The 22,425-nt window shown below is 35.5% G+C and carries 24 protein-coding genes; 17 read left to right on the forward strand and 7 right to left on the reverse strand.

Annotation, left to right across the window (positions count from 1 at the left end):
- Positions 1-98 precede the first annotated feature (98 nt).
- The 6 genes from I580_RS14075 (at position 99) to I580_RS16545 (ending at position 3,779) form a co-directional block, all read left to right on the forward strand.
- Positions 99-611: a DUF1643 domain-containing protein gene (locus I580_RS14075; RefSeq protein ID WP_010772184.1), complete on the forward strand. Its 513-nt coding sequence runs from the start codon at positions 99-101 to the stop codon at positions 609-611.
- Positions 612-1,070, forward strand: a complete 459-nt coding sequence (locus tag I580_RS16535) for a hypothetical protein (protein ID WP_010772185.1) — start codon at positions 612-614, stop codon at positions 1,068-1,070.
- Positions 1,060-1,530, forward strand: coding sequence for a zinc ribbon domain-containing protein (locus I580_RS16540; RefSeq protein WP_010772186.1), 471 nt, complete (start codon positions 1,060-1,062; stop codon positions 1,528-1,530). Before I580_RS16535 ends, I580_RS16540 begins: the two co-directional genes overlap by 11 nt.
- A 384-nt stretch (positions 1,531-1,914) precedes the next feature.
- Complete coding sequence (locus I580_RS14090; RefSeq protein WP_143141722.1) at positions 1,915-2,334, forward strand: hypothetical protein; 420 nt, start codon at positions 1,915-1,917, stop codon at positions 2,332-2,334.
- Positions 2,335-2,448: 114 nt separating this feature from the next.
- On the forward strand, positions 2,449-2,667 hold the full coding sequence (locus I580_RS14095; RefSeq protein WP_010772188.1) for a hypothetical protein: 219 nt from the start codon (positions 2,449-2,451) through the stop codon (positions 2,665-2,667).
- 98 nt (positions 2,668-2,765) lie between these two features.
- A complete protein-coding gene (locus I580_RS16545; protein ID WP_010772189.1) occupies positions 2,766-3,779 on the forward strand; it encodes a DUF4767 domain-containing protein in 1,014 nt (337 codons plus the stop codon).
- Positions 3,780-4,085: 306 nt separating this feature from the next.
- On the opposite strand, the gene I580_RS14105 is transcribed toward I580_RS16545, so the two are convergent.
- Positions 4,086-4,913, reverse strand: coding sequence for a hypothetical protein (locus tag I580_RS14105; RefSeq protein ID WP_010772190.1), 828 nt, complete (start codon positions 4,911-4,913; stop codon positions 4,086-4,088).
- Between the two features lie 1,117 nt (positions 4,914-6,030).
- Entirely contained in the window at positions 6,031-6,567 is a 537-nt protein-coding gene (locus tag I580_RS14110) for a hypothetical protein (RefSeq protein WP_010772191.1), read from the reverse strand.
- A 484-nt stretch (positions 6,568-7,051) separates the two neighbouring features.
- Here I580_RS14110 and I580_RS14115 point away from each other — a divergent pair, with 484 nt between their 5' ends.
- Positions 7,052-8,821 carry a hypothetical protein gene (locus I580_RS14115; protein ID WP_010772192.1) on the forward strand — a complete coding sequence of 590 codons (1,770 nt, stop codon included), beginning with the start codon at positions 7,052-7,054 and terminating at the stop codon, positions 8,819-8,821.
- A gap of 237 nt (positions 8,822-9,058) precedes the next feature.
- Positions 9,059-9,568, forward strand: coding sequence for a DinB family protein (locus tag I580_RS14120; RefSeq protein ID WP_010772193.1), 510 nt, complete (start codon positions 9,059-9,061; stop codon positions 9,566-9,568).
- Positions 9,569-9,687: 119 nt separating this feature from the next.
- Here I580_RS14120 and I580_RS14125 read toward each other — a convergent pair whose 3' ends face one another.
- From I580_RS14125 to I580_RS14135, 3 genes are all read right to left on the reverse strand, one after another.
- Entirely contained in the window at positions 9,688-10,458 is a 771-nt protein-coding gene (locus I580_RS14125) for an ABC transporter permease (protein ID WP_010772194.1), read from the reverse strand.
- Positions 10,459-10,539: 81 nt separating this feature from the next.
- A complete protein-coding gene (locus I580_RS14130; RefSeq protein WP_010772195.1) occupies positions 10,540-11,490 on the reverse strand; it encodes an ABC transporter ATP-binding protein in 951 nt (316 codons plus the stop codon).
- Positions 11,487-11,819, reverse strand: a complete 333-nt coding sequence (locus I580_RS14135) for an ArsR/SmtB family transcription factor (protein WP_010772196.1) — start codon at positions 11,817-11,819, stop codon at positions 11,487-11,489. The genes I580_RS14130 and I580_RS14135 overlap by 4 nt, the downstream gene beginning before the upstream one ends.
- A gap of 252 nt (positions 11,820-12,071) precedes the next feature.
- On the opposite strand from I580_RS14135, the gene truA reads away from it, so the two are divergent.
- The gene (gene truA / locus I580_RS14140) at positions 12,072-12,815 is read left to right on the forward strand and encodes a tRNA pseudouridine(38-40) synthase TruA (RefSeq protein ID WP_010772197.1); all 744 of its coding nucleotides are present in this window, start codon (positions 12,072-12,074) and stop codon (positions 12,813-12,815) included.
- Positions 12,816-12,922: 107 nt separating this feature from the next.
- Here the strand turns inward: truA and I580_RS14145 are convergent, their stop codons facing one another.
- Together I580_RS14145 and I580_RS14150 are read right to left on the reverse strand one after the other, a co-directional pair.
- The gene (locus I580_RS14145; RefSeq protein WP_010772198.1) at positions 12,923-13,828 is read right to left on the reverse strand and encodes an ROK family protein; all 906 of its coding nucleotides are present in this window, start codon (positions 13,826-13,828) and stop codon (positions 12,923-12,925) included.
- A gap of 44 nt (positions 13,829-13,872) precedes the next feature.
- Positions 13,873-14,745 carry an alpha/beta hydrolase gene (locus I580_RS14150; RefSeq protein WP_010772199.1) on the reverse strand — a complete coding sequence of 291 codons (873 nt, stop codon included), beginning with the start codon at positions 14,743-14,745 and terminating at the stop codon, positions 13,873-13,875.
- Positions 14,746-15,035: 290 nt separating this feature from the next.
- Here I580_RS14150 and I580_RS14155 point away from each other — a divergent pair, with 290 nt between their 5' ends.
- The 8 genes from I580_RS14155 to I580_RS14190 all read left to right on the forward strand — a co-directional run bounded on the left by I580_RS14155 (position 15,036) and on the right by I580_RS14190 (position 22,158).
- Positions 15,036-15,647 carry a helix-turn-helix domain-containing protein gene (locus I580_RS14155; RefSeq protein WP_010772200.1) on the forward strand — a complete coding sequence of 204 codons (612 nt, stop codon included), beginning with the start codon at positions 15,036-15,038 and terminating at the stop codon, positions 15,645-15,647.
- Positions 15,648-15,794: 147 nt separating this feature from the next.
- A complete protein-coding gene (locus I580_RS14160) occupies positions 15,795-16,451 on the forward strand; it encodes a DUF998 domain-containing protein (protein ID WP_010772201.1) in 657 nt (218 codons plus the stop codon).
- A gap of 428 nt (positions 16,452-16,879) precedes the next feature.
- Positions 16,880-17,785 carry a phosphatase PAP2 family protein gene (locus I580_RS14165; protein ID WP_010772202.1) on the forward strand — a complete coding sequence of 302 codons (906 nt, stop codon included), beginning with the start codon at positions 16,880-16,882 and terminating at the stop codon, positions 17,783-17,785.
- A gap of 393 nt (positions 17,786-18,178) precedes the next feature.
- Entirely contained in the window at positions 18,179-19,492 is a 1,314-nt protein-coding gene (locus I580_RS14170) for an NCS2 family permease (protein WP_010772203.1), read from the forward strand.
- Between the two features lie 146 nt (positions 19,493-19,638).
- Positions 19,639-20,007, forward strand: coding sequence for a MarR family winged helix-turn-helix transcriptional regulator (locus tag I580_RS14175; RefSeq protein ID WP_010772204.1), 369 nt, complete (start codon positions 19,639-19,641; stop codon positions 20,005-20,007).
- Between the two features lie 84 nt (positions 20,008-20,091).
- Positions 20,092-21,195, forward strand: a complete 1,104-nt coding sequence (locus I580_RS14180; protein WP_010772205.1) for an NADH-dependent flavin oxidoreductase — start codon at positions 20,092-20,094, stop codon at positions 21,193-21,195.
- A gap of 128 nt (positions 21,196-21,323) precedes the next feature.
- On the forward strand, positions 21,324-21,776 hold the full coding sequence (locus tag I580_RS14185; RefSeq protein ID WP_010772206.1) for a GNAT family N-acetyltransferase: 453 nt from the start codon (positions 21,324-21,326) through the stop codon (positions 21,774-21,776).
- A 106-nt stretch (positions 21,777-21,882) separates the two neighbouring features.
- Positions 21,883-22,158, forward strand: coding sequence for a hypothetical protein (locus I580_RS14190; RefSeq protein WP_010772207.1), 276 nt, complete (start codon positions 21,883-21,885; stop codon positions 22,156-22,158).
- Positions 22,159-22,425 lie beyond the last annotated feature (267 nt).

A 22,425-nucleotide genomic window follows, 5' to 3' on the forward strand; every position in this document is an offset into this window, starting at 1 on the left:
GGACTACGATGGGTTTAGGGATTCGTTTAGTGTGATTAGTCAGTACGACAGTTACCACTGAATTAATTAACTATCATGGATAGAAAAAGGAGAAGGAAATGATTCAAAAACGAAAGATAACGATTCAATCTGAATCATGGTCAAATACAGAAGGGAATCATCGCTACTTATTAAAAAAAGTGCGGGGGGATGCTCCACTTTTTTTAGGTATGAGCACGATGTTGATTCAAGGACAGATACGTAAGCAAGAATTTTCAGGAATTTTGGCTGTCAATTTATTTTCCTCTACAAAAATTAAAGGAACCGCACAATCTTTGACTGGAGGTAGTGACGATCAAACCTTTACGGTGAGCGAAACGTGTCTAGCAGAGAAGCAATTAACGGAGATTATTATTGGTGTGGATTCTATATTACGAACAAATGAGTTGGCTAAAAAGCAATTAGAAACATTTTATGCCTTACTTTCAACGAAGCAGAAAAAGCAAGTGAAAGTTTTCGTCGATGAAGAAGAACACCCAACGCATCCGCTAGCGCCAAAAGTTTGGTATGAATGGTGTTACATTAGCTACGCTCAATATTGGAAGAAAAATCCAATGACAAAAGGTGTGTAAATGGCATCGCCAAAGACAGTGACAGGCGTACAGGCAATGTCAAAAAAGAATCGGTACACTGATAATAGAACATTATGTCAAGAAAGGAGCGATGGATTCCATGTGGAAAAAGATATTGAAGGATTAAATGGGATTTATAAAACCATTGCGCAACTTACTTCTTTAGAGGACTGTTTAGTCTTGTATCAACATTTTAAGGGCTTAAGCATTAATTTTCCAACAAAGCTAATTGATGGGGCTTATGTCAAACGATACTTAGAAAAAGAAGTACACAAAGGAAAAGTATTTTCAAAAGAAGAAATTCAGCAATTAGCGATTTCTTTTGATTATTCAGAACGGCAAATTAGACGGTTTTTGAGCGAAGTAGTGAACGAAAACAAATTAGAAGAGGAACCATTACCTTATATAGCTCAGTGGTTACACTCACAAACAAATGGAGGAAATGAACATGGAAAGTAAGCACCAAATGCATTGTACGAATTGTGGAAAGGAAATGAGCAAAGAAGCAGAAATATGTACATCATGTGGGGTACGACAAGGAAAGATGATTCATTATTGTTATAATTGCGGGAATGAGATCCAACCTAATCAAGAATTGTGCCTAGAGTGTGGCGTGAACCCTCGAAAAATAAAGCGACAATCCGTAGGAAAAAGTCTAGGGAATACAGGGACAGATTCAGTGAATGTGGCATTAGCAGCTATTTTAGGCTTCTTTATTCCAGGATTACCGTCCTTATTATGGTATAACCAGAAAACAAAAGGGGGTGTGATGATTGTAGGCGCTATATTAGTGACCATTATTCTTCCTTTGCTTGGATTGGTTGTTGTCATTGTTGGTGCAGTAGATGCCTATCAATTAGGACAACGTGTAAATAATGGTGAAACACTAGATGAATGGACCTTTTTCTGGTCTAAATAGATAAAATAAAAGGACGAGCAGACACTCAAATGTCTCTCGTCTTTCACTTTGTTAGGAAGAATATGGATGAAAAATTGTTTTAATGGAATCATTACTTTAGAGCGTGTTGTTAGCTTAGTAGCTAGTTCCACACAGTCAAAAAATGAAACAAAAAGATAGTTTGTTAACATAGACCAGTAAAGACAATCAATATCCCAAATGTCAAAAAGAGTAAAATAACAATCCCTCCCTTAAACGTGTTGCGTTGTATTTATTAGTATAAGGTAATTGTAATAAAATAATTTTATACAAAAGTAGGGAGCTTGTATCGAGTAGCCAGTTATCAACGTTTGAACAGGGTAAACAGAAATAATTTTTTTTAAAATGATTGAGTTGTTGAAAAACTTGAATATTTTACTTATATTTGGACAACAAGAATATAATGCAACGTTTAATACTATAGGAACAAAAGAGATTAGAGTAAATAATGTAGATAGTACACCTGAAAAGAGGATTAGAACGGTTAAAGTAAATACAGCGATTATGATTGAACCATCAAATAATTATGATCGTCAACTTGTAACGGATAATAGTAACAAGTTTTATCTTTTTGTTAATAAGAATGGTGGTATTTCTTTAGCAACACCAAATTATGCTGGGAATTATCCAGAAGGAGAAGCGTATGTTATGCTAGAAGTATTATTGGCAAATTCAACGAGTGCTGAAAATTCAACAACTGATGTTTTTGCAGGCTATTCAAATGAACAAATTGAATATGCGCGTGTAACTGAAGCGCTTTTACAATATAATGGGATATCGGGTTAACCAATTGAGATTTCAGCAACTAAAAATACTTTTGGGCATCCAATCTTACCATTTAATGGATCGAATATTTTAGAGGATAGTAGTGTCACTTTAAGCTTTAGTATGGATGAAACCATGGACTCTACCTTTTACGTGACGTATATCTCTAATCACAATGGTTCGATTCGTTTCTATCGTAATCCAAATCATTATCAAGACTCTCGATATGTCACAGATCCTGATTGGGTAAGAGAGGAATCAGAAAAACTTGTGAATAGCCTTCAAACACTTGAAATTTCTACTGAATATGATCAACAAGCAGCTGAAATTATTTCATTAATAGAAGTCCGTTAAGTTACTTTGGTTCTATCTGTGCGTAGTAGATACTTAGCTAAGTGATGATAGTATGAATGAAAGTACAGCATAAAATATGTCATGGAGGGGAAATAGAAATGAATAATTTTGTTAGAAAAGGGATTGTTGGGCTGAGCTTAGTTTTACTACTAAGTGCTTGTTCAAATGGGAACACTACTAGTTCAAATTCTTCTTCTGTTAAGGATAAGAAAACTGTATCCGAAACAACTAAAACAAGTAAGACTGAAACGTCACAGTCTTCAACTCAAAAACAAACAGAAAAAACGAAACAAACCGATGATAAAAAAGTATCTTGGACAGAGAAGCAAGCTTCTGATCTCAAGCAATTCATGTCTAGTTGGGGCAGTACTATGGGGCAAGCGTATAAAGAATACAATAAAGAAAGTAGTGTGAACTTTTATGGACTATCAATTCCATCGGGTCTGTTAGAAGGTCAAATGCATCCCAAGATAAACAATGAATTTGTTGAAATGAGTTGGTTGGAAGCGAACCAAAAGGAAGATAGCTACACGATACTTACGGTTTATTCTGACATAGAGACGACGTTATCAGTTGGAGGACATTGCTATCTATTTACTGTGCATAAAGATAGACCCGTAGTTTTAGTGACGATGCAAAACCAAGGAAATGCTGAAAATGCAATTGTCTTTAAAGAAACAGAGAATCAAGAACTAAAGAAAGGTTTTAATCAAATTATAGAAGGGACGTTTGTACCTCAGCAAAATCAATCAGAAGAACAAGTGAGTCATCAGGATTTAGATGCAGCTACACGTAAAACAATCGAGTTGTTGAAAGGAACGTATTATAAAGGTGTAAAAGGTGAGCCGGCTTTTACTATTGATGATATGTATTATACGGATCTGGTAATGAATAAAAAGTATAAGATCGCCTCTATCGCTTCCACTGAGGAAGAGCAGACTGTTTACACCATTGCGTGGGATACGACTGATTTTGAACAACGTTATGGAGCTGGAAGTATTGGCCCTGGTCCACAACCTTTTATTTATAAACTTGTTGTTGGAATACAAGGGAAGAATTTTGCACTTGAGGATTTGAGCGGACAAACGTACACTCAAACACGTATGGAGTAAATTCTTTGAATCTAGTTTTGCGTAAAGTTATTAGAGTATCGCTTTTAGAGGATTGATGTTTCATGATAAAATCGTTTGATTGATGGCATCATTTTTAAACAAAAAAGTACGCTTTTGGTTGTTGACGTTCATCTCTTCAACATACAAGTCGGCGTGCTTTTTGTGTATCCTAAAATTTAAAAAGGTGGGCAATAACCAGATCTTCTTCTGACTATTGTCCCACACTCTTCAAATTTTACTATGTGTTTTAACCTTTATTTTACATTGACGTCAGAGAAACGATGATTGAAGACGCCTTTAAACAAATTAGAATATACGAACGGGTGTGAATTTAGCAAGAGTATAAACGTCACCTGTTGTATCAGATGTTGCAGTAATTGTATATTCTTTTGACACGAAATTTTCTCCATCTAATGGATTTACAAAGAAGTTATTCATGATAGACCATGCTTTTCCAGCAATTTTGCCTGATGCATCAGTTAAGGCATAGGTGTAATCTGTTTCAAGCTCTGGATTAAGTTCTAATTGGATACCACCAGTTTTTGTAGTGATATTTCCATTTTCTAAAATATGATCGGCAGATGTTGTTTTATCTACGAAAAACTTATCGAAAGAACTTCCTTTGATAAGGTTAGATACTTTCCCAGCACTTCCACTTGCAAGAATATTACCTAAATATTGATAGTTTAACAATTCATTTTTCAACTTTTTGTTTGTCATTTTAGAGGTTACTGTTTGGCTACTGCCATCCATAGAAAAGCGACGAATAAATAAAGAATCAAAAAGATATTCTCTATCTGCAGCAGTAGGGTATTCTTTGACTAAATCATCAAGCTTAAGATCAAACCCGATATACTTCCCGTCTTGTATTACTCCTTGTCCTTTATGATGCATTCCTTCAATTGAAAATGCTAGGTAGTAATCAGTTGCAGAAATAGGCGTTTTTAATGTTGCTCTCAAAACATTGTAGTGTTCATAGTGTACTGAAGCGATTTCGTCTGCTACCTCAAATGCTTGTTGAGTCGCTGCTGAAGTTGTGGATTGAGCATTAGCTGTTGAGGGTGTTGTTAAGACTCCTCCTGAGATTAGTCCAGCAAATACTGCTGCTGTTGATAAAATGTGCTTTGGTTTCATAATGTATTCTCCTTTGCTTTAATATATATGAATCCGCTAGTTTATTAATTAGAAAAAACAATAGAAAGTAATAATGATTTTTCTGACGATTAACTTGCGGAATTTCACCTAATTATCCAAAAAAAGTTCCCGAAAAATTCAGTCATTCTAGCTAGGAAGCGTTGTTACATGTGAATTGTAGCATGTGGATGACGTTATTGTATTATCATTTTTTTGTTGTTTTATTTAAAAAAATGATAATGAGAATATAGCGATATAATTCGTTTAAAATGTATATCATCTGCATATTGTGAGCAGATTTTTTTTAGTTTATTTTCCTTTCTTAAACGCTTATAAGGCTTAACTTTTTCTTTATTTGGATGTTGGAAAATGAAAAAAATTTGAAAGTTAAATGTTATTATAATTTTACGTTATGTATGGTTATTCGTGATGTTTTTCTAGAAAAATATTATTTTATTTTTGTTATTTTAAATACTAAAAAAATTTATTTTGTGTTTTGAAAGTTAGTATAGAATATTCTTTTGATAGCTTCTTAGAGGAAATAACAAAGAATAGAATATTACAAAGTATTTGGACTAATTAGAGTTGGAAATCTGAGGGTTCTGTTTTGTCAACTGAAGTGTGGCATTTACTAGTTAAGCGAAATATAAATCAACATCAAACTTATTGTCATTCGTTACATGAAATAGCTTAGAAAAGAAAAAATTAGGCTGTCTATTTCCTAATAATTTTAGGAAACAAACAGCCTAATCAACGTGTTTATTACTGTTGTAGGTTAGCGTCAAACATTCTTTTTAGGACATTGAACTATTATCTTTTAGCAACAACTGCTAGTTGAACTTGGACTAGCTGATCATCATAATTACTAGAGAATTATAATTTATAAGCCTTGGTGACACTACACTCATCTATTAAAACATTAGTCGCTTTCACGTCTCTATCTTTTGCGATACCATACTTTTCTGTTTTGGTATTCGTTATTGTACGGCTAGTACTCTCTTTGGAGACCAGCTAAACATTTCAAATTCTTTATACGTAAAAGGGAAGCATGTCTTCATCTAGCTCTATTTGAAATGAGTTCCAGCTGTCACTTAATGAACCAAAGTCTTTTTTTAGTCTAGATATCGTCAGAATCCTCAGTATCACTATCAAATTCTTTCGCATCTTCTAAATCTTCTTTACTTACTTTATAGTTGTCTTTTGCATATTCGATGACAAAGTCTATAAAATCCCCTTTTGATAAGCCTAATTTTTTCAGCTCTTTTGTATAGGCATCAAGGGTATTTTCTTCGTCAGCGGAATGCTTTCCTTGAAAGTAGACTATCTCACTGTCGATATCCTCATCTTTCTCATTGTATCGGATGCTTGCTATACTGCTGGGAATCAAATTGTTGTCTTTTTTTTCTAACTCTACATAGGATTCAAACGTAATTCCTGTATCTGGATTATCTAAAATAAGGGAATAGATCATACTACCGAAGGAAGGATAACTTCTATCTGAGAACAGATATCCTTCAGCTTTAAATTTTTTGACTGTATCATTCTCCTTCTTTTTTGTTCCCTCTGTTGTTCCGTTGTTCGTACCACAAGCCATAATAGCGAATGATACCAGAACCAATAAACCAACCAAAGCCTTTTTTTTCAATTTTTTCATAATACTCTCCTTTTTATGTTTTTGATAATGTTATTTTTGCAAATATCATTATCATCTATAAAGAATAGCATATTCAAAAATACAATTCAAACGCACTGTAAATATAGTGGTACGAATGGATAGAACTATGTTTTTAAACGGAAAATAGATAGCTAATGAGCATCTATTGAGTGATTAACCTTTTAATGAAGGATAATGCGAGTGAACGCAATGGTCATTACCTAAGGAAATACAATCACATTTAAATAGTGTGGTAAGAAAATGATTGTTATCAATTAATGATAGAGATTGTAAGTGAAATAGCTATCTTGTATAATTAAACTAGTCAGAAAAGTTGAGGTTGGGACGAAGTGTTTAACTCCTAGAAATAAGAGGGCGTTGCTTCTGTTCTCAAAATTTATTCGGATTTATGGTGGCTAGGATATGACTTATCGCGTTAGTCCTAGCCACGCTTTTTTTAGTTTAAGTTTATAGGGGGAGAAAAATGGGTTTAAATTTTATTGGGTTAACATTTCTTTTTGGTATAGGGATCTTGGTTGCAAATGGCACTAGTTTTATGCTCACAAAGGGCAGAAATATTAAAAAGATAATGGTACTAATGGTTGTTGAATTATTCTTATTGGGAAGTTTTTTATTTATTGTATTACCTAGCAAGACACTTTCAACCATTCTATGGATCAATTTAATTGGAGCGGTAGTTGCAAGTGGCGTGTTGCTGGTAAGCCGTTCAATCAGTCAAGTTTCTAACAAGGTCTTGCTTAAAGGACATAAAAATGCCAGGATAGATATAGTAAATGATTGGTCTGGGCGTGTATTAAGTATAAGTATTGCTGCAATGGTTTTATTATTTATTGTTAGCTCTGTAACAAAAATAACAGCAATTGACGATGTTTACCAAACGATTCCTTTGAAGACAGAAGAAAAAGCCGAGGTTTTAACTTCCACCAAAGAAACGCCTATTGCTATTGCACCAAAAACAGCTAAACGAAAGATGTTGCAAAAGTTCTCAGTGATTCCAAACTCAAATATGTTTACGTTAGATGGTATCACTGCGCAAGTCGTGAATGGTGAATATGTATACGTTGCAACGGTGGAATTTAATGGATTTTTTAAATGGTCGAAATTAGGTGCAGTACCAGGATATTTTATTATTAGTGCAACAGATATCAATGCACAGCCTAAGTTTATTGAAAAGTCGATTATATATACACCATCGGCATACTTTGGAAAAGATGCTGCACGTAAAATCTATGCTGCCTATCCTGATTATGCTGCTACTGGGAAAATTAATTTAGAAATCGACGAAGAGGGAAATCCATTTTATATCCAGACCTTATACAAAGAATACGGTGTTTCTGGTCGGATGAATTACAATGAATTTAAGACTGCTGTTTTAAATGCAACAACGGGTGAAGTGAAAGTCTATGACAGTAAAGAGGCTCCAAAATTTGTAGATGCTCCAATCACTAGTTCTGCTGCCAACAGTATCAATGAATACTTTGGTCGTTATAGCCAAGGCTGGTGGAATCAAACGATGTTTGGTGCGAAAAAAGATGTTAAAATCCCGACGGAAAATGGCATCTATGCATCTGGTCAAATCACGCCGATGATGAACAAAGAAGGTAGTCAATTGTTGTATTTTACAGATTTTACAAGCGGGGATGAAGAGCAAGACTCCGCTTTGGGTTATTCATTAATTAATGCAAGAACAGGTCAAGTAACCTATTACCGTGATACAAAAGTAGGGATTATGGATAGCGATGGTGCTATATCGATTGCAGCTAAGATTTATCCGGAGAAAAAATGGAAAGCAAGTATGCCAGTTCTCTATAATATCGACGGTGTTCCAACTTGGATCGTTTCGTTAATGGATAGTAAAGGTATCTTCAAAAAATATGTGTATGTCAATGCTGTTGATAATGATATTGTGGTGGATGCTGATGCGGCGCAAAATGCATTAGATGCTTACCGAATTGAATTGGCAACAAAAGGAAGTAATAATACAAGTAGTGAAGCTGCTGATTTACAAGAAATCAAAGGAAGTATTTCTCGTGTGACGATTGTCGCTAGCGAGGCGCAAACCGTGGTTTCCTTCTTATTAGAGAATGATAAAACAATTTACAGTGTGACAACGAATAATAGTCCCATGGCTCTTTTCTTAAAAGAAGGAGATGAAGTGGAATTTAAAGCTGCAGTTACAGCAGAAGCAAAAGCCGCTAGCATCGAGAATCTTGTGATTAAAGGATTGGAGTAGTAGAACATATTTAAGTAGAGAAGCAAAGCAGTTCTTGAATACACTAGTATGAAATAGTTACTAAATAAAAAAGTCTTTTAGTCAAGAAAATAAATGATTGACTGAAAGGCTTTTTATCAGCTAAATTCTATGATAAGAGTTTAGAAAATTTGATGTTACACAATCCCTATAGTAAGGTATTTAGTAGCTATTAAGCTGCAGGTTCAATTTATTTCTACTATTAAAGGAGGTTTATGGATGAAGGCTACACAATTATCTATAGAAGTATTAAAGAGAGCGCAAGAACGTTTTGAGGAAACGCTTGGTCAAATGAGCACAGATGAAGCCAATACTATGCCAGCGCCATTGATTAAATCAGTGACTTGGTTGATTTGGCATACTGCAAGGGAACTTGATTATCAAATCTCAGAGCTTAATAATACTAAGCCGTTATGGTTAAAAGCTGGTTGGAGTGAAAGGTTTGCATTGGATTTACCTGATGATACAGAAGATTGGCGTCATACACCTGAAGAAGCTGCAAAAGTTATTGTGCAAGATAAAAAGCTATTGCGTGATTATCTAGCTGCTAGTGTTGATTTTACAAGCACCTATTTAGAAACGCTTGACGAAGAAAGATTTAATGATGTTATAGATCGGAACTGGACACCAGTTGTAACACGTCAGGCTCGAATCGTTTCTGCTATTGATGATGCGGTGATGCATTCAGGGCAAGCGGTTTATACAAGAAGGTTGGTTATTGGTCAGTAGCGCTATTATAGACGCTCTAAAACGTAATAAACGGTGGCAAACACCCATGAAGGCAATCGCCTTCATGGGTGTTTGCCACAACCTCTTCAGTATACTTAAAGATATTCATAAAAAAGTTCTTAACTTCTCAATCCGCGTCCCCGATCAATCAAATACCAGCAAACCGCATAAAGTACTGAGATAAAAAGAATCAGAATAATCAAAGAAAAGATGATTGGCACATCGATCGTCCCAAGAAAACCATATCTAAATCCTGAAATCATATAGACGATCGGATTGATTTTTGAAATAGCTTGCCAGATTGGTGGTAACATTGATATCGCATAAAATACGCCACCAAGATATGTTAATGGTTGCAGAACAAATGTCGGTACAATGGATACATCATCAAAGGATTGTGCAAAAATCCCGTTTAATAGACCGGCCAATGAAAATAAAATGGCTGTCATAAGAAGGGTGATGATAACAATGGACCATGAATAAACGTGAAGTGGTACAAAGAATAAAGAAATCATTGTCACAAGCGTCCCAACTAGAACACTTCTACCAAGTCCACCAAAGACAAAACCCCAAATAATAATATGAGTTGGCACCGGTGCAACCAATAATTCTTCAATATTTTTTTGGAATTTTTGAGAGAAAAACGAAGAAGACACATTCGCATAGGAACTTGTGATCACGGACATCATAATTAATCCAGGTACGATAAATTCCATATAGGAGAATCCTTCCATTTGTCCGATCCGTCCGCCAATCAGATTTCCAAAAATAACAAAATAGAGAGAGGTGGTGATCACTGGCGGTACCAAGGTTTGTACCCAAATTCTCAGATATCGATTGGTTTCTTTTACAGCAAGGCTTCTTAGGGCCGTGAAATATAACTTAAACATTTTCATTCTCCTTATTCGTATCAAAGTATTGATTTTTTCAAAAGAAAAATCAATTGAGCGCTTATGCCAGATACTATTCCACTAGCTTAATACTTGGAAAGTAGAGTTGGCATCCACTGGGGGTTTTTCTTCTGTGATTTTTAGAAATAGTTCTTCTAAACGGTTAGATTTATTACGCATAGAAAGAACCTGAATTCCTTGTTCTGTGAGTTGTGCAAATAAACCGTTCAACCCTTGATTACGTTCGATTTCAACTTCAAGTGTTTGTTCATCTTCAAAGAGATATTTATACCCTGTGATTTCAGGTTCCCTATCAACAGGAGCTAAATCAAAGATGAAGGTTTCGAATTGCAACTTGGCTAATAAGGTTTTCATACTGGTATTTTCAATCAACTGACCGGATTGGATGATTCCGATATTGCGGCAAAGCATTTCTGCTTCTTCTAAGTAATGGGTTGTTAAGATGATCGTGGTACCATTTTCGTTCAATTCTCTTAGAAAATCCCACATTTCTCGTCTTAGTTCAATATCAACCCCCGCTGTAGGTTCATCTAAAATAAGTAAACGAGGTTCATGCATCAATGCACGCGCGATCATTAAACGACGTTTCATCCCTCCTGAAAGCATACGAGCACGTACATTCCGCTTTTCCCATAGATCAGATTGTTTTAGATATTTCTCGCTACGTTTTAATGCTTCTTTTCTTGAAACACCGTAGTAACCAGCTTGATTCACAACAATTTGTTCAACTGTTTCAAATGGGTTAAAGTTAAACTCTTGTGGAACCAGACCAATTTGCTGTTTGGCAAGAACTAAATCGGTATCTAAATCATAACCAAAAACTTTTACGTTTCCTGATGTTTTGTTGACAAGAGAAGTAATGATTCCAATCGTTGTGGACTTACCCGCTCCGTTTGGTCCTAAAAGTGCATAAAAATCGCCTTCTTCTACGGCCAAATCGATACCTTTAAGTGCTTCAACACCGCTTCCATAGACTTTTTTTAGATTGTTTATTTCTAGTGCATAGGTCATTTAATATCACTATCTCCTTTTGTATCCTTAGTATTCTGGCAAAGACAATCTTCTCCACTGTCAGAAAGTAAGTGCACCATAGAGTTCATAAAATCTTTTACAAACTCTTCTCTTAAGGTATAATGATGCCACTGACTTTGTTTGCTTACTGCAACAATGCCAGCACTTTCCAATACTTTCATGTGATGAGAAAGTGTTGGCTGTGTAAAGTCAAAATGTTTTAATACATCACAAGCACACATACTGTTATAAGAGAGCAAATCGATTATTTTCATTCTTTTGGGATCAGCCATTGCTTTTAGTACTAAAGAAATTTTTTCGTAATCCATGTTCATTCCTCCTGAATATAGATAACTATCTATGTTAAATATAGGTGAACATAAATATAATGTCAAGTAGATTTATTACGGAAATGTTAGGTGAAAAAAGAAAAAAGTATGAATGCTTCTACTTCTAAATAAAATAATAATAACAGAAATTTAAAAACACTAGACTTCAACACATATAGTAATACTGTTATAATAGATACTATTGTTAATGTGAGCAACGAAAAATGGACTGTAAGAGGAGTAAACGAAAAAATGAGAAACATTCGATTAATGATTGAGTATGATGGTACGAGATATCTGGGGTGGCAAAGGCTTGGTGATTCGGATAAAACGATCCAAGGGAAAATCGAAAATATTTTAACACAAATGACACGTACTAAGGTTGAAATTATCGGTTCAGGTCGAACGGATGCTGGAACCCATGCAAGAGGACAAATCGCAAATTTTAAAACAGATAGTAAAATGGCGCTATCAGAGATGATTGAATTTCTAAATCGTTATCTTCCACAAGATATTGTTGTAAAAAACATGGAAGAGGTTCCTGAACGATTTCACGCTCGATATAATGCAGAAGGGAAAAAATACAGTTATTATGTTTGGCATGAGGTGATTCCTTCTGCCTTTGAGCGTAATTATAGTTTCCACTATTCGGAAAAACTTGATTTTGACTTAATGAATGAGGCTTGCCATAAAATGATGGGTACGCATGATTTTATTGGTTTTTCTTCTCTTAAAAAGACAAAAAAATCGACTACCCGAACGATCGATGAACTATCGATTCAAAAAGAAGGAAGTCTTATTCATTTTACCTTTGTAGGAGATGGTTTCTTGCATAAAATGGTCAGAATTCTTATGGGAACGCTCTTAGAAATCGGGTCAGGGTCAATGGAATTAGAAGCTATTGATGAAGTGTTTGAACATAAAGTTAGAAGCGATGCCGGAATGACAGTACCAGCCCAAGGGCTGTTCCTCGATGAAGTGTATTATCGCGAGTGAGAATAAAAAAACTAGGCTTAGATCTTGACTCGCAATGAAATAATCTGAGGCAGGGATTTGACTCGTAGAGCTATGTCCTTGCCTCAGATTATTTTTTATTCAATATACTAAATGATTGACGCATCGATCTCCATAAACAACTGATACAAAGCTCCTAATAAATTTGAAGAATTTCGGAAAGCGCAAGCTTCAATAACTAGGGGAGCGAATGTATCACCTAGCATTTTTTCTTCTTTTCTGATATTGGAATATTGTATCTGAATCATGTCAATTAAACTATCTTGAACGCTGATACCGCCGCCAATCACGATTTTTTCTAGATCCAACAAGACTTGCATATCTGTCAGTAAAATGGCAATATCACGACAGTAATCTTCAAATAAGGTAGTTGAATCAACAGATGAATGACCTGCTATAGCTGTAAAAACAGCTTCATGATCATTTGGTGATACTGCTAAAATAGTTGTGGCTTCTTGTATAAATTTTACAGCTGATCCATAAAAACCAAAGATTTGTGGATGACCTGGATTTGGGGATTGGCGGATCAGAAAACTCAGCTCACCTGCTTGGAAATGTGGTCCTTGATGCAAGTGATTATCTAAAATCAGACCACCGCCAATACCCGTTCCTAAAACGACAGCTGCGCCATTTGAGATGCCCTTCAGATTGCCAATCCACCATTCAGCTAAAGCTGCAGCCTTACCATCGTTGAGTACAGCAAATGGTAAATCAGTAATAGTTGCAATCCATTCTTTCATCGGAAAATTATACAAAAATGGTAAAGCACCTCCTGTATGAATATAGCCATTAGCTGAATCAACTCTGCCAGGACAACTCATGGCAATTCCTTTGATCTGTTCTTTTTGATCTGTCACTTCGGCAATAATTGTTTCTTTAAATAGTTCCAAAGTTTGAGGCGTTGGTTGCTGCCAAGTTTGGATGAAGTTGCCAGAGCGGTCGATCAACCCTAATTTGATGTAAGTTCCGCCTACATCAATACTTAAATAGTGCATTATTCAAACCTCCGACTTTACTAAATTTAGTTGTTAGCTTCATTTTAAATAAAACGATTGAAAAACGCCATTTCATCATTATTGCATTGCTTGGCGAGCTCACTTTTTTGATTTAGATGAAAGACATGCCCTAACTCAGTGTAATCTGGGTTTGCATAAAGGCGAAAAACCGTTTCAACCCCCTTTGATTGCAATAAATCTGCAAAAGGAGAAGCAATCTCTTTTAGAAAATCATGTGTAGAGGTTGCAATAAAAGCTGGAGGAAAGTTAGCTGTAATGTAGCTTTCTACTGGAAATTGACTCTTAAGTGCAGATGTAATTGTTTCGCCAAAGTAAAAAGGAAAATCCTGATTGATAGCACTATTTTTTCCAATGAAATAGGCGCCGCAATTTAAAGCAATAGCCTTAAATTGAACTGCCGCAATCTCAAAAGAGAATTTTTGTGCGTAAGCGGAGTTACTGGTTAACGTTGCATATTGTTCTACCAGTTGTCCACCAGCACTATCACCGACTAAGAAAAGTCTATCTAGATCAATATAATAGCTTCTCCCGTGCTCGATCAGCCAGTTGATCAAAGCATTTGTGTCTTCTAAAGGAGCAGGGTAGTGATGGTCGGGAGCTAAACGATAGTTGAAGTTGACTACGGCAAAGCCTTGTGTAGCTAAATACATCGTATAAAAACGATAAAGTTCTTTATCACCATAAAAGAACCCACCGCCATGAATATTAATAATCGTTGGTAGACATTTATCCGTTCCTTTTGGATAGTAGATATCAAATGTATTTTCAATTCCATAAGGTCCATATGACAAATTCTTGAACATTTCCAATGTGTCTGGTTCTGTCAAGCCAGCATCCCGTTTCTGATCATTTTCTTGCATGTGAATCCGCATTGTTGGAATATCACTGTTTAACATAATTGTTGCCCCCTAATGAAGTATGTTCGGATTTTTATTGCTACTTGTATTATAAATGCAAGCGGTTACTATTGGAAGTAGCAAGACACATTTGTTCATAATGTACCAATTTAAAATAATGGGAGTCTTAGTTAGCTGATTATCGTTAGAAGGATAACTGTTTTTATAACTTTATTGTTATAATAAGCGTATATGGCGTTATACTCGCAAAGTCAACCAACAGTTGAGTGCGATTTGACCTCGTTCAACGGATAGTTGTTTGCTTAAAATGAATCTAGGAGGCTATGCTTGTGGTAGAGATTGGAAACAAAATAAAAGAATTGAGAGAAGCGAAAAAAGTGACGCAAAAAGAATTAGCTGAGTTTTTGAATGTCACTCCCCAAGCTGTTTCAAAATGGGAACGTAATCAAAGCTATCCAGATTTAGATACTTTGATAAAACTTAGTCACTATTTCCAAATTTCGACAGATAAAATTTTAGGAAATACCAAAAACACGTTTTTTAGTGCTCTCTTTTCAAAAATGGAAGGAAGAAAAAGCATGATTAATGAAAATGGAATAAAGGATGAGTATGTTCCAAAAAGAACAGAAAAATCTAAAAAGATTCTGTTATTCGGGATTACAAGCATGATGGCTGATTATGGGCTATACACAAGTTTATTAGTAACAAAAATGAATAATCTAGCAAGAGATCAGAAGCTAAACGTAATCGTTCAAGCCTACAGCGTTTCTAAAATCGATGAAAAAGGCAAGGAAGCAGATAGTATTTTATTATGCCCAGAGCTTAGCTACACACAAAATGAAATCAAAAATAAGTTTCCAACGATACCTGTGAAGGTTATTGCCAAAAAAGAGTATGGTCTGCTTGATGGGGCGAAGATATTGGAAGATGCGTTACTATAAAAACTAAGCTATCTAAAGGCTCAATTATTTGAATCACTGGTTGATCTTTTGGAGTATTGAAAGAAGAAAGAACATTAAATTATTCTGCAATCTCGTAAAATTAGAGTGACAGAATTGTCAAAGAGATTTGGTTTAGGGGGGAGCAATATGAATTTTCTTAAAAAATATGGGTTTTACTTTCTATTAGTAGGTGCAATAAGTGATGTATTAACACCGTATGTTTTAGGTATTTTTTACCCAAAAATGAATCAAATGACAATGGTGATCAGCGTGTTCGGCGATGTAGCTAGTCCAGTACGACAAGCATTTTTAATTTGGTCGGTGGTGTCGGGTCTATTTTTTGTTTTAGCAATACCAGCAGTGTATCAAGCATTTAATGATACTTCGAAGATTTTAAGCAGCTTATTAACGTTAGCAATTGGTTTATATGGCGTAGGTGATTGTATTTTTACTGGGTTATTTAGTATCGATAGCGAGCAAGTGACGTGGAATTTTTCGACATGGATCCACAATATTGGTTCAGGTTTAGGATATGCCGGTTTTTTACTTTTCCCGCTTTTTTTATATTTGCTGTATCAAAAACAAGAGCAAGCGACGTATAGCAGACGTTATTTGAGATTGTTACTGATTAGCTTCTTTTTTGCGGGCATCTATGGGTTGGCACGCATTCCTGGAATCAATCAGTTACCTGGATTGAATCAGATTGGGATTTGTCAGAGAGTGAGTTTTATTTTTAATTATTTACCAATAGTGATTTTTGCACTAAACCAAATTAAAAAGGGAACGCTAAGGAATAAACATTAAACAAAGGAACACCACACAATTCTCTTCATGTTATTTTGCTGTATTTTAGAAAGAACGTTTGTAAAAGAGAGCAGAAAATTAGCAAGGGAAAATACAGGAATCACGGAGAGAGGCTATTTATGTGGTTCTTTTTTTTTGATCAAAATAGTTTGAGTGAGCTGTTTTTAAACAATTATTTACAAAATGTATGGTAATTAGTATCAATGAGTGGTAAACTATCATTTGTGAATGATTGAATAATGGTTCGTTTTATAGGGCTGGTAATAAGCTTTGGCTGTGCCGATTCCTAAGTGTTGGAGCGCTAGGGGGATACGTTTTGGAAAAAGATAGAAATGAAGTGAGGTAAAAAACACCTCAATCAGAGTTTCCTATTTTCCTGTCAAGGCTGATTAAGCTCTTTCAGCTTTAAAAATTAGGAGGAGTTAAAAATGTTGGAAAAAATGTCAGATAGTAGAAGAATTGCAATTGTGATCTCTATATTTGTAGTTTTACTTGGGATTGGTACTTTTGGGGACTTAGCAATCTCAAATGCAGTGATGAGTCAAAATTCATATGTTGCTACATTTTTGCAAAACTATGCTTGCTTTCCAGTAGGTGTCGTGATCATGATGAGTGGGGAGATTGTGATGCATTATGCGGCTCGGTCAAGCCAACCTATGATTGCAAAACTATTGATTGTTGTGGCGGGAACGGGATTGTCTTTATATGGAATATGGTATTATTTAAAATTTGCTATCCAGTATACCTTATCATCGATTCAAAATTTAGAACATAACCGTCCAATCGGTCAAGCCAATAATGATGGTGGCGTTAACCCGACACTACCAACATTTCTGAATATCATTATCTGTCTAGTCGTTTTTGTAGTAGCGACGTTGATCATTCAGAAATGGCTAAGTCGTAAAACAGAAGAAGAGTTTGATCGATTGATGCGTGTGGCTATTTTAGGAGTCGCAGTAGCCTTTGTTTATTTAATGTGTGTAGAGGAAATCAAGATTATGTGGGGACGTGTTCGACCATATGAACTGAATGGTGTTCAAGATAATTTTACACCATGGTATAAAATGAATGGACCGACTGGACATAAGTCGTTTCCTTCAGGACATTCTTGTGAAAGCATGTTTGCTATTTTCTTCCCATTATATGCTAGTGCTAAAAATACTAGGTTACGTAAAAGGTTATTGATTTTTGGCGTGACGTGGGGAGCTGTTACAGCAATTAGTAGAGTACTATTAGGATGTCATTTCTTTAGTGATGCAACGATGGGGGCATTCGTTATTATTTTCCTTGTTTTTGTCGGGACGAGATGCGCACAGTTAAAGTTAGTAAACTAAAATAAGTTGGAATTGAAAAAAAACTATCAAGTAACAGGTCTTTTTTAGTTGATGAGCTCCAAATAAAGGATAGATTTTTCAAAAAATAATAGTCAATACTAATATTAAAGGAGTGAGGGAGAATCAGATGTCGCTGATTATTCTCTCACTTTTCTTTGTGTTTAGAGTGTAGTCGAGATAAAAGTGTTTAGCTTATTTTTGAAAGAGCATTTTTTACACACCATTTATTCGGTTCAAGCGAGTATTGATTGAATTACCAATAGTAGATAACTAACCGATTCTAACCTTTGTATTTACTTATCCTTTTGTTTATTATATGATTGAACACGTTGTTTAAGTAATACATCGCAATTTTACGAGCAGTTTATTGTTCGAATTTTAGGAGGATATAAGGTGAAAGAAAAAATTATTGCCTATTTTGAGATCGACAAGCTAAATACGACAGTTAAGCGTGAATTTTTAGCTGGGTTTACGACATTTATTTCGATGGCGTATATTTTATTTGTAAACCCAACTGTACTAGGCGCTTCTGGAATGGATGAAGGGGCCGTTTTTACTGCAACGGCTTTAGCTAGTGCGCTAGGCTGTATATTGATGGGAATCTTTGCGAAGTACCCAATTGCAACTGCACCAGCACTTGGAATCAATGCTTTTTTTGCTTATTCTGTTTGTGTGGGAATGGGTATTCCTTGGGAGACTGCCTTAGCAGGCGTTTTTGTAGCGTCGTTGATATTCATTTTGATCACTATATTTAAATTACGTGAGTTGATCATTGATGCAATACCAGCAGATTTAAAATATGCCATTTCTGGTGGTATTGGATTATTTATTGCGTTTCTCGGATTAAGTGAAGGGGGCATTATTGTTTCAAATGAATCGACTTTAGTAGCTTTAGGTCCGTTGAATGTTGGAACGACTTGGCTGACAATATTTGGTTTAGCGATCACAGCTATAATGATGGTACGTCGTGTTCCAGGTGGTATTTTTATTGGAATGACTGCAACGACTATTTTGGGGTTGATAACAGGCTTGATTGAAGTGCCTGCTAAAATTGTTTCAAGCGCTCCCAGTCTTAAACCGACTTTTCTAGTCGCTTTGAAACATGTTGGAGACATAAATTCTCTACAACTATGGGTCGTTGTCTTGACCTTTTTATTAGTGACATTCTTTGATACGGCTGGGACACTTGTCGGTTTAGCGAATCAAGCGGGCTTTATGAAAGACAATAAAATGCCACGAGTTGGAAAAGCATTAGCTGCAGACTCAACAGCGATGTTAGCAGGTTCGCTTTTTGGAACTTCTCCTGTTGGGGCGTATGTAGAATCTTCTGCAGGAATCGCAGTAGGGGGACGTTCTGGGCTAACAGCTGTGACGACAGGTTTGTTTTTCATTGTGGGGTTGTTTTTCTCTCCGCTGCTTTCAGTTGTAACATCACAAGTAACGGCACCAGCACTAATTGTTGTGGGGGTGTTGATGGCTCAATCACTTAGCCAAATCAAATGGAAAGAAATGGAGATCGCAATTCCTTCTTTCTTGATTCTTTTGGGTATGCCATTGACTTACAGTATTTCTGATGGAATTGCCCTTGGTTTTATCTTCTATCCAATCACAATGATCGCTGCGAAACGTGGCAAAGAAGTGTCGCCGATCATGTACGCGTTATTCTTTGTTTTCGTAGGATTTATGTGGATTTTAAACGCTAATTAAGTTTAGAATAGTGCCTAAGTAAAAGCCGTGAGACCTCAAGTCCATGGCTTTTACTTTCCTATTAAGGTTCTTAAAACTTTGACTTTTCTACTAAAAACAAGCAAAATATAATTAGTCTAAGAGAACAGTCTGTGAGGGATGAGTAAATGGAAACACCTCTTATATCGCAATGGTTGGATTATGCAAAAAAGCAGTCCATAGTTGAAAAAAAATTAGAAGAAATGTTAAAGAAAAATAGTCAACTCACTACCAGTGAGTACTATGCCTTATATCAACTGAAACAAAATGGCTGTCATATGCGGTTGAATGATTTAGGTAGCTATTTGTGTTTAAGTCAAAGTGCTCTTTCCCGTTTGATCAAAAGATTAGAAGATAGAAATCCTTCTGTTATTGAAAGAAAGAATTGTTCGGATGATAAACGTGGTGTGTATGTAGATTTAACGAATGAAGGGGCGCGGCTATTAGCTGCGGTTGAGCATGAAGTGGATACCATTTTAAAAGAGTATTTTATTTGAAAGACTAATAAGTTGCTTTTTAGTCTTTTATTCTTTATTATTTATATAGATGCATGTGCATGCATGTTTAAAAGGAGGAATTTGATGAATAATTTAGATTCAGGTTTAACATTTAAAAGAGGGCTACACTTAAAAAACAGAATCGTCGTTGCACCGATGACAACAAAAATGTCTTTTTTTGATGGAGTCGTAACAAATGATGAAATTGATTATTATGCTTTACGAACGGGTGAAGTCGGTGCATTTATCACCGCGGCAGCCAATGTTCATGAAGGGGGAAAAGGCTGGGATGGAGAGTTAGGTGTTTATGATGATCGTTTTATTCCAGGACTTGCTAAGCTAGCTGCTGCAATCAAAAAGAGCCATACGAAAGCGATTTTACAGATTTTTCACAGTGGTCGTATGACAGATTCTAAGGTTTTACATGGTGTTCAACCAGTTGCACCGAGTGCTGTTGCGGCTGAAAGACCAGATGCGCAAACTCCTAGAGAGTTAACGGAAGCTGAGATTTTTGACATTTTAGAAAGTTTTAAACAAGCCACGGAACGAGCAATCAAGGCAGGTTTTGATGGTGTAGAAATCCACGGAGCCAATACGTATTTGATCCAACAATTCTTCTCTCCGCATTCTAATCGTCGTACAGATGATTGGGGCGGATCGTTAGAAAAAAGATTTAAATTTATCAACGAGTTAGTTGATGGTGTAACAGAAGTTGTTGATCAATCAGGTGTAAAGGACTTTGTTATAGGGTATCGTTTTTCACCAGAAGAGTATGAAAATCCTGGAATACGTTTAAGTGATACGTTATTTTTAGTAGATCAGTTGTCTAATAAGCCGTTAGATTATTTACATTTATCAATGAATAATTATAGGAATTATTCAGTTAGTGACACGTTTAAAGCAAAACCTATTATAGAGTATATAAAAGAAACAATGAATAATCGTCTTCCGTTGATAGGTGTGGGGGATATCAGAAGTGGGGCTGATGTAAAAGAAGTACTGGCATCAGCTGATTTAGCCGCTGTTGGCCGAGCAATGTTGATTGATCCACATTGGGCACAAAAAGTGCTAGATGGGCAAGACCACTTAATAAGAACAGAACTTTCTCACTACGATCGAGATGAATTACGAATCAGTAATGGTGTTTGGGGATTTTTAGAAGGAATGATGCCAGAGCGTTTGAAATAAAAAGAGTGTTAGACTGTTAAAAAAAGAGCTGTGTAAGGTGGATGTTATCACTTATACAGCTTTCTTTTTATTAGATATCAAAGCAAGCTTCATTTGTGTTATTATCTTTAACTAAAGGGGAAGAAAGAATGAGAATAATAAAGTATGGAAGCCAAGATACAGATTTTTATGAACAAACACTTCACCTTAGAAATAAGGTTCTAAGGCAACCGTTAGGTAAAAGTATTTTTGAGGAAGATCTTACAATTGAAAAAGAGAATGATTTTTATGGTTGGGAGAAAGAGCGTCAGATTATAGCGACATTAAGTATTTATACAAAAGAGAACAAAGTAGCTCAGTTAACGGCATTTGCAGTTGAACCTACGTATCAAAATAAAGGATATGGGAACCGTTTACTTGAGTTTCTTCTAGATGATTTGGGTAAAAAAGGGTATGAAAGAGTAGATGTTTCAGCACGTTCAAGTGCAAAGACTTTTTATGAAAAGTCTGGTTTTATGGTTTTGGGGAATCCTGTAGTGAATGTGGCTTTAGGTACGGAAGACTATTTAATGACAAGAGTTATTAATTTTTCTGTTAAATAAATAGAAACGGCGAAAAGATGTTGTGTATTATTGAAATATTTAGTACAATTTCATTATAAATAAAAATATTTTTTTGGTCTCAAAAAATATTAGGAGGTTTAGCGTAATGAGTAAAAACTATCTAAATTATGTAGGTGAAATCATCACAGATGTCGAGTATCACGGTTTAGGTGACCCAGCTGGTTTTTTAGAAGTACACATGGACGTCGAGTTACCGTTTCGATTGTACTGTAGGATGGGTGACAAAGACTGGGAAGAGGTCACAGAACAGGAACGTTTAGCTTTAGTGGATCAGTTACAAGAAAAGAAATCAAAATATTCTAAGAGTGATTATCGATTTTACACATTGGATTTTTATCTAGCAAGTTTGGGAGGTTTATAGCTTACAGGCGATAATGAAAGCGTTTAATATCGAGGGTAGTATCAATGAAAGGAATAAACAAATAGAACCAAAGCCGCTTTTCAAATGAAAAGTGGCTTTTTTTAGGGCAGAAAATACTTTATTAGAATTTCTGTCGTCAATTATTTACCTTTGAGTGCATTTCTTTTCTACGTGAAATAATTCGCTTAACTGAGTCTTAGCTTTCGTACTGTACACTTTTTTTACCATAGGAGTTACGTGAATGGTCACGGATTCCATTATACGTAA

The sequence above is a fragment of the Enterococcus caccae ATCC BAA-1240 genome, from assembly GCF_000407145.1.
In the GTDB taxonomy this organism is placed as follows: Bacteria; Bacillota; Bacilli; order Lactobacillales; family Enterococcaceae; genus Enterococcus_L; species Enterococcus_L caccae.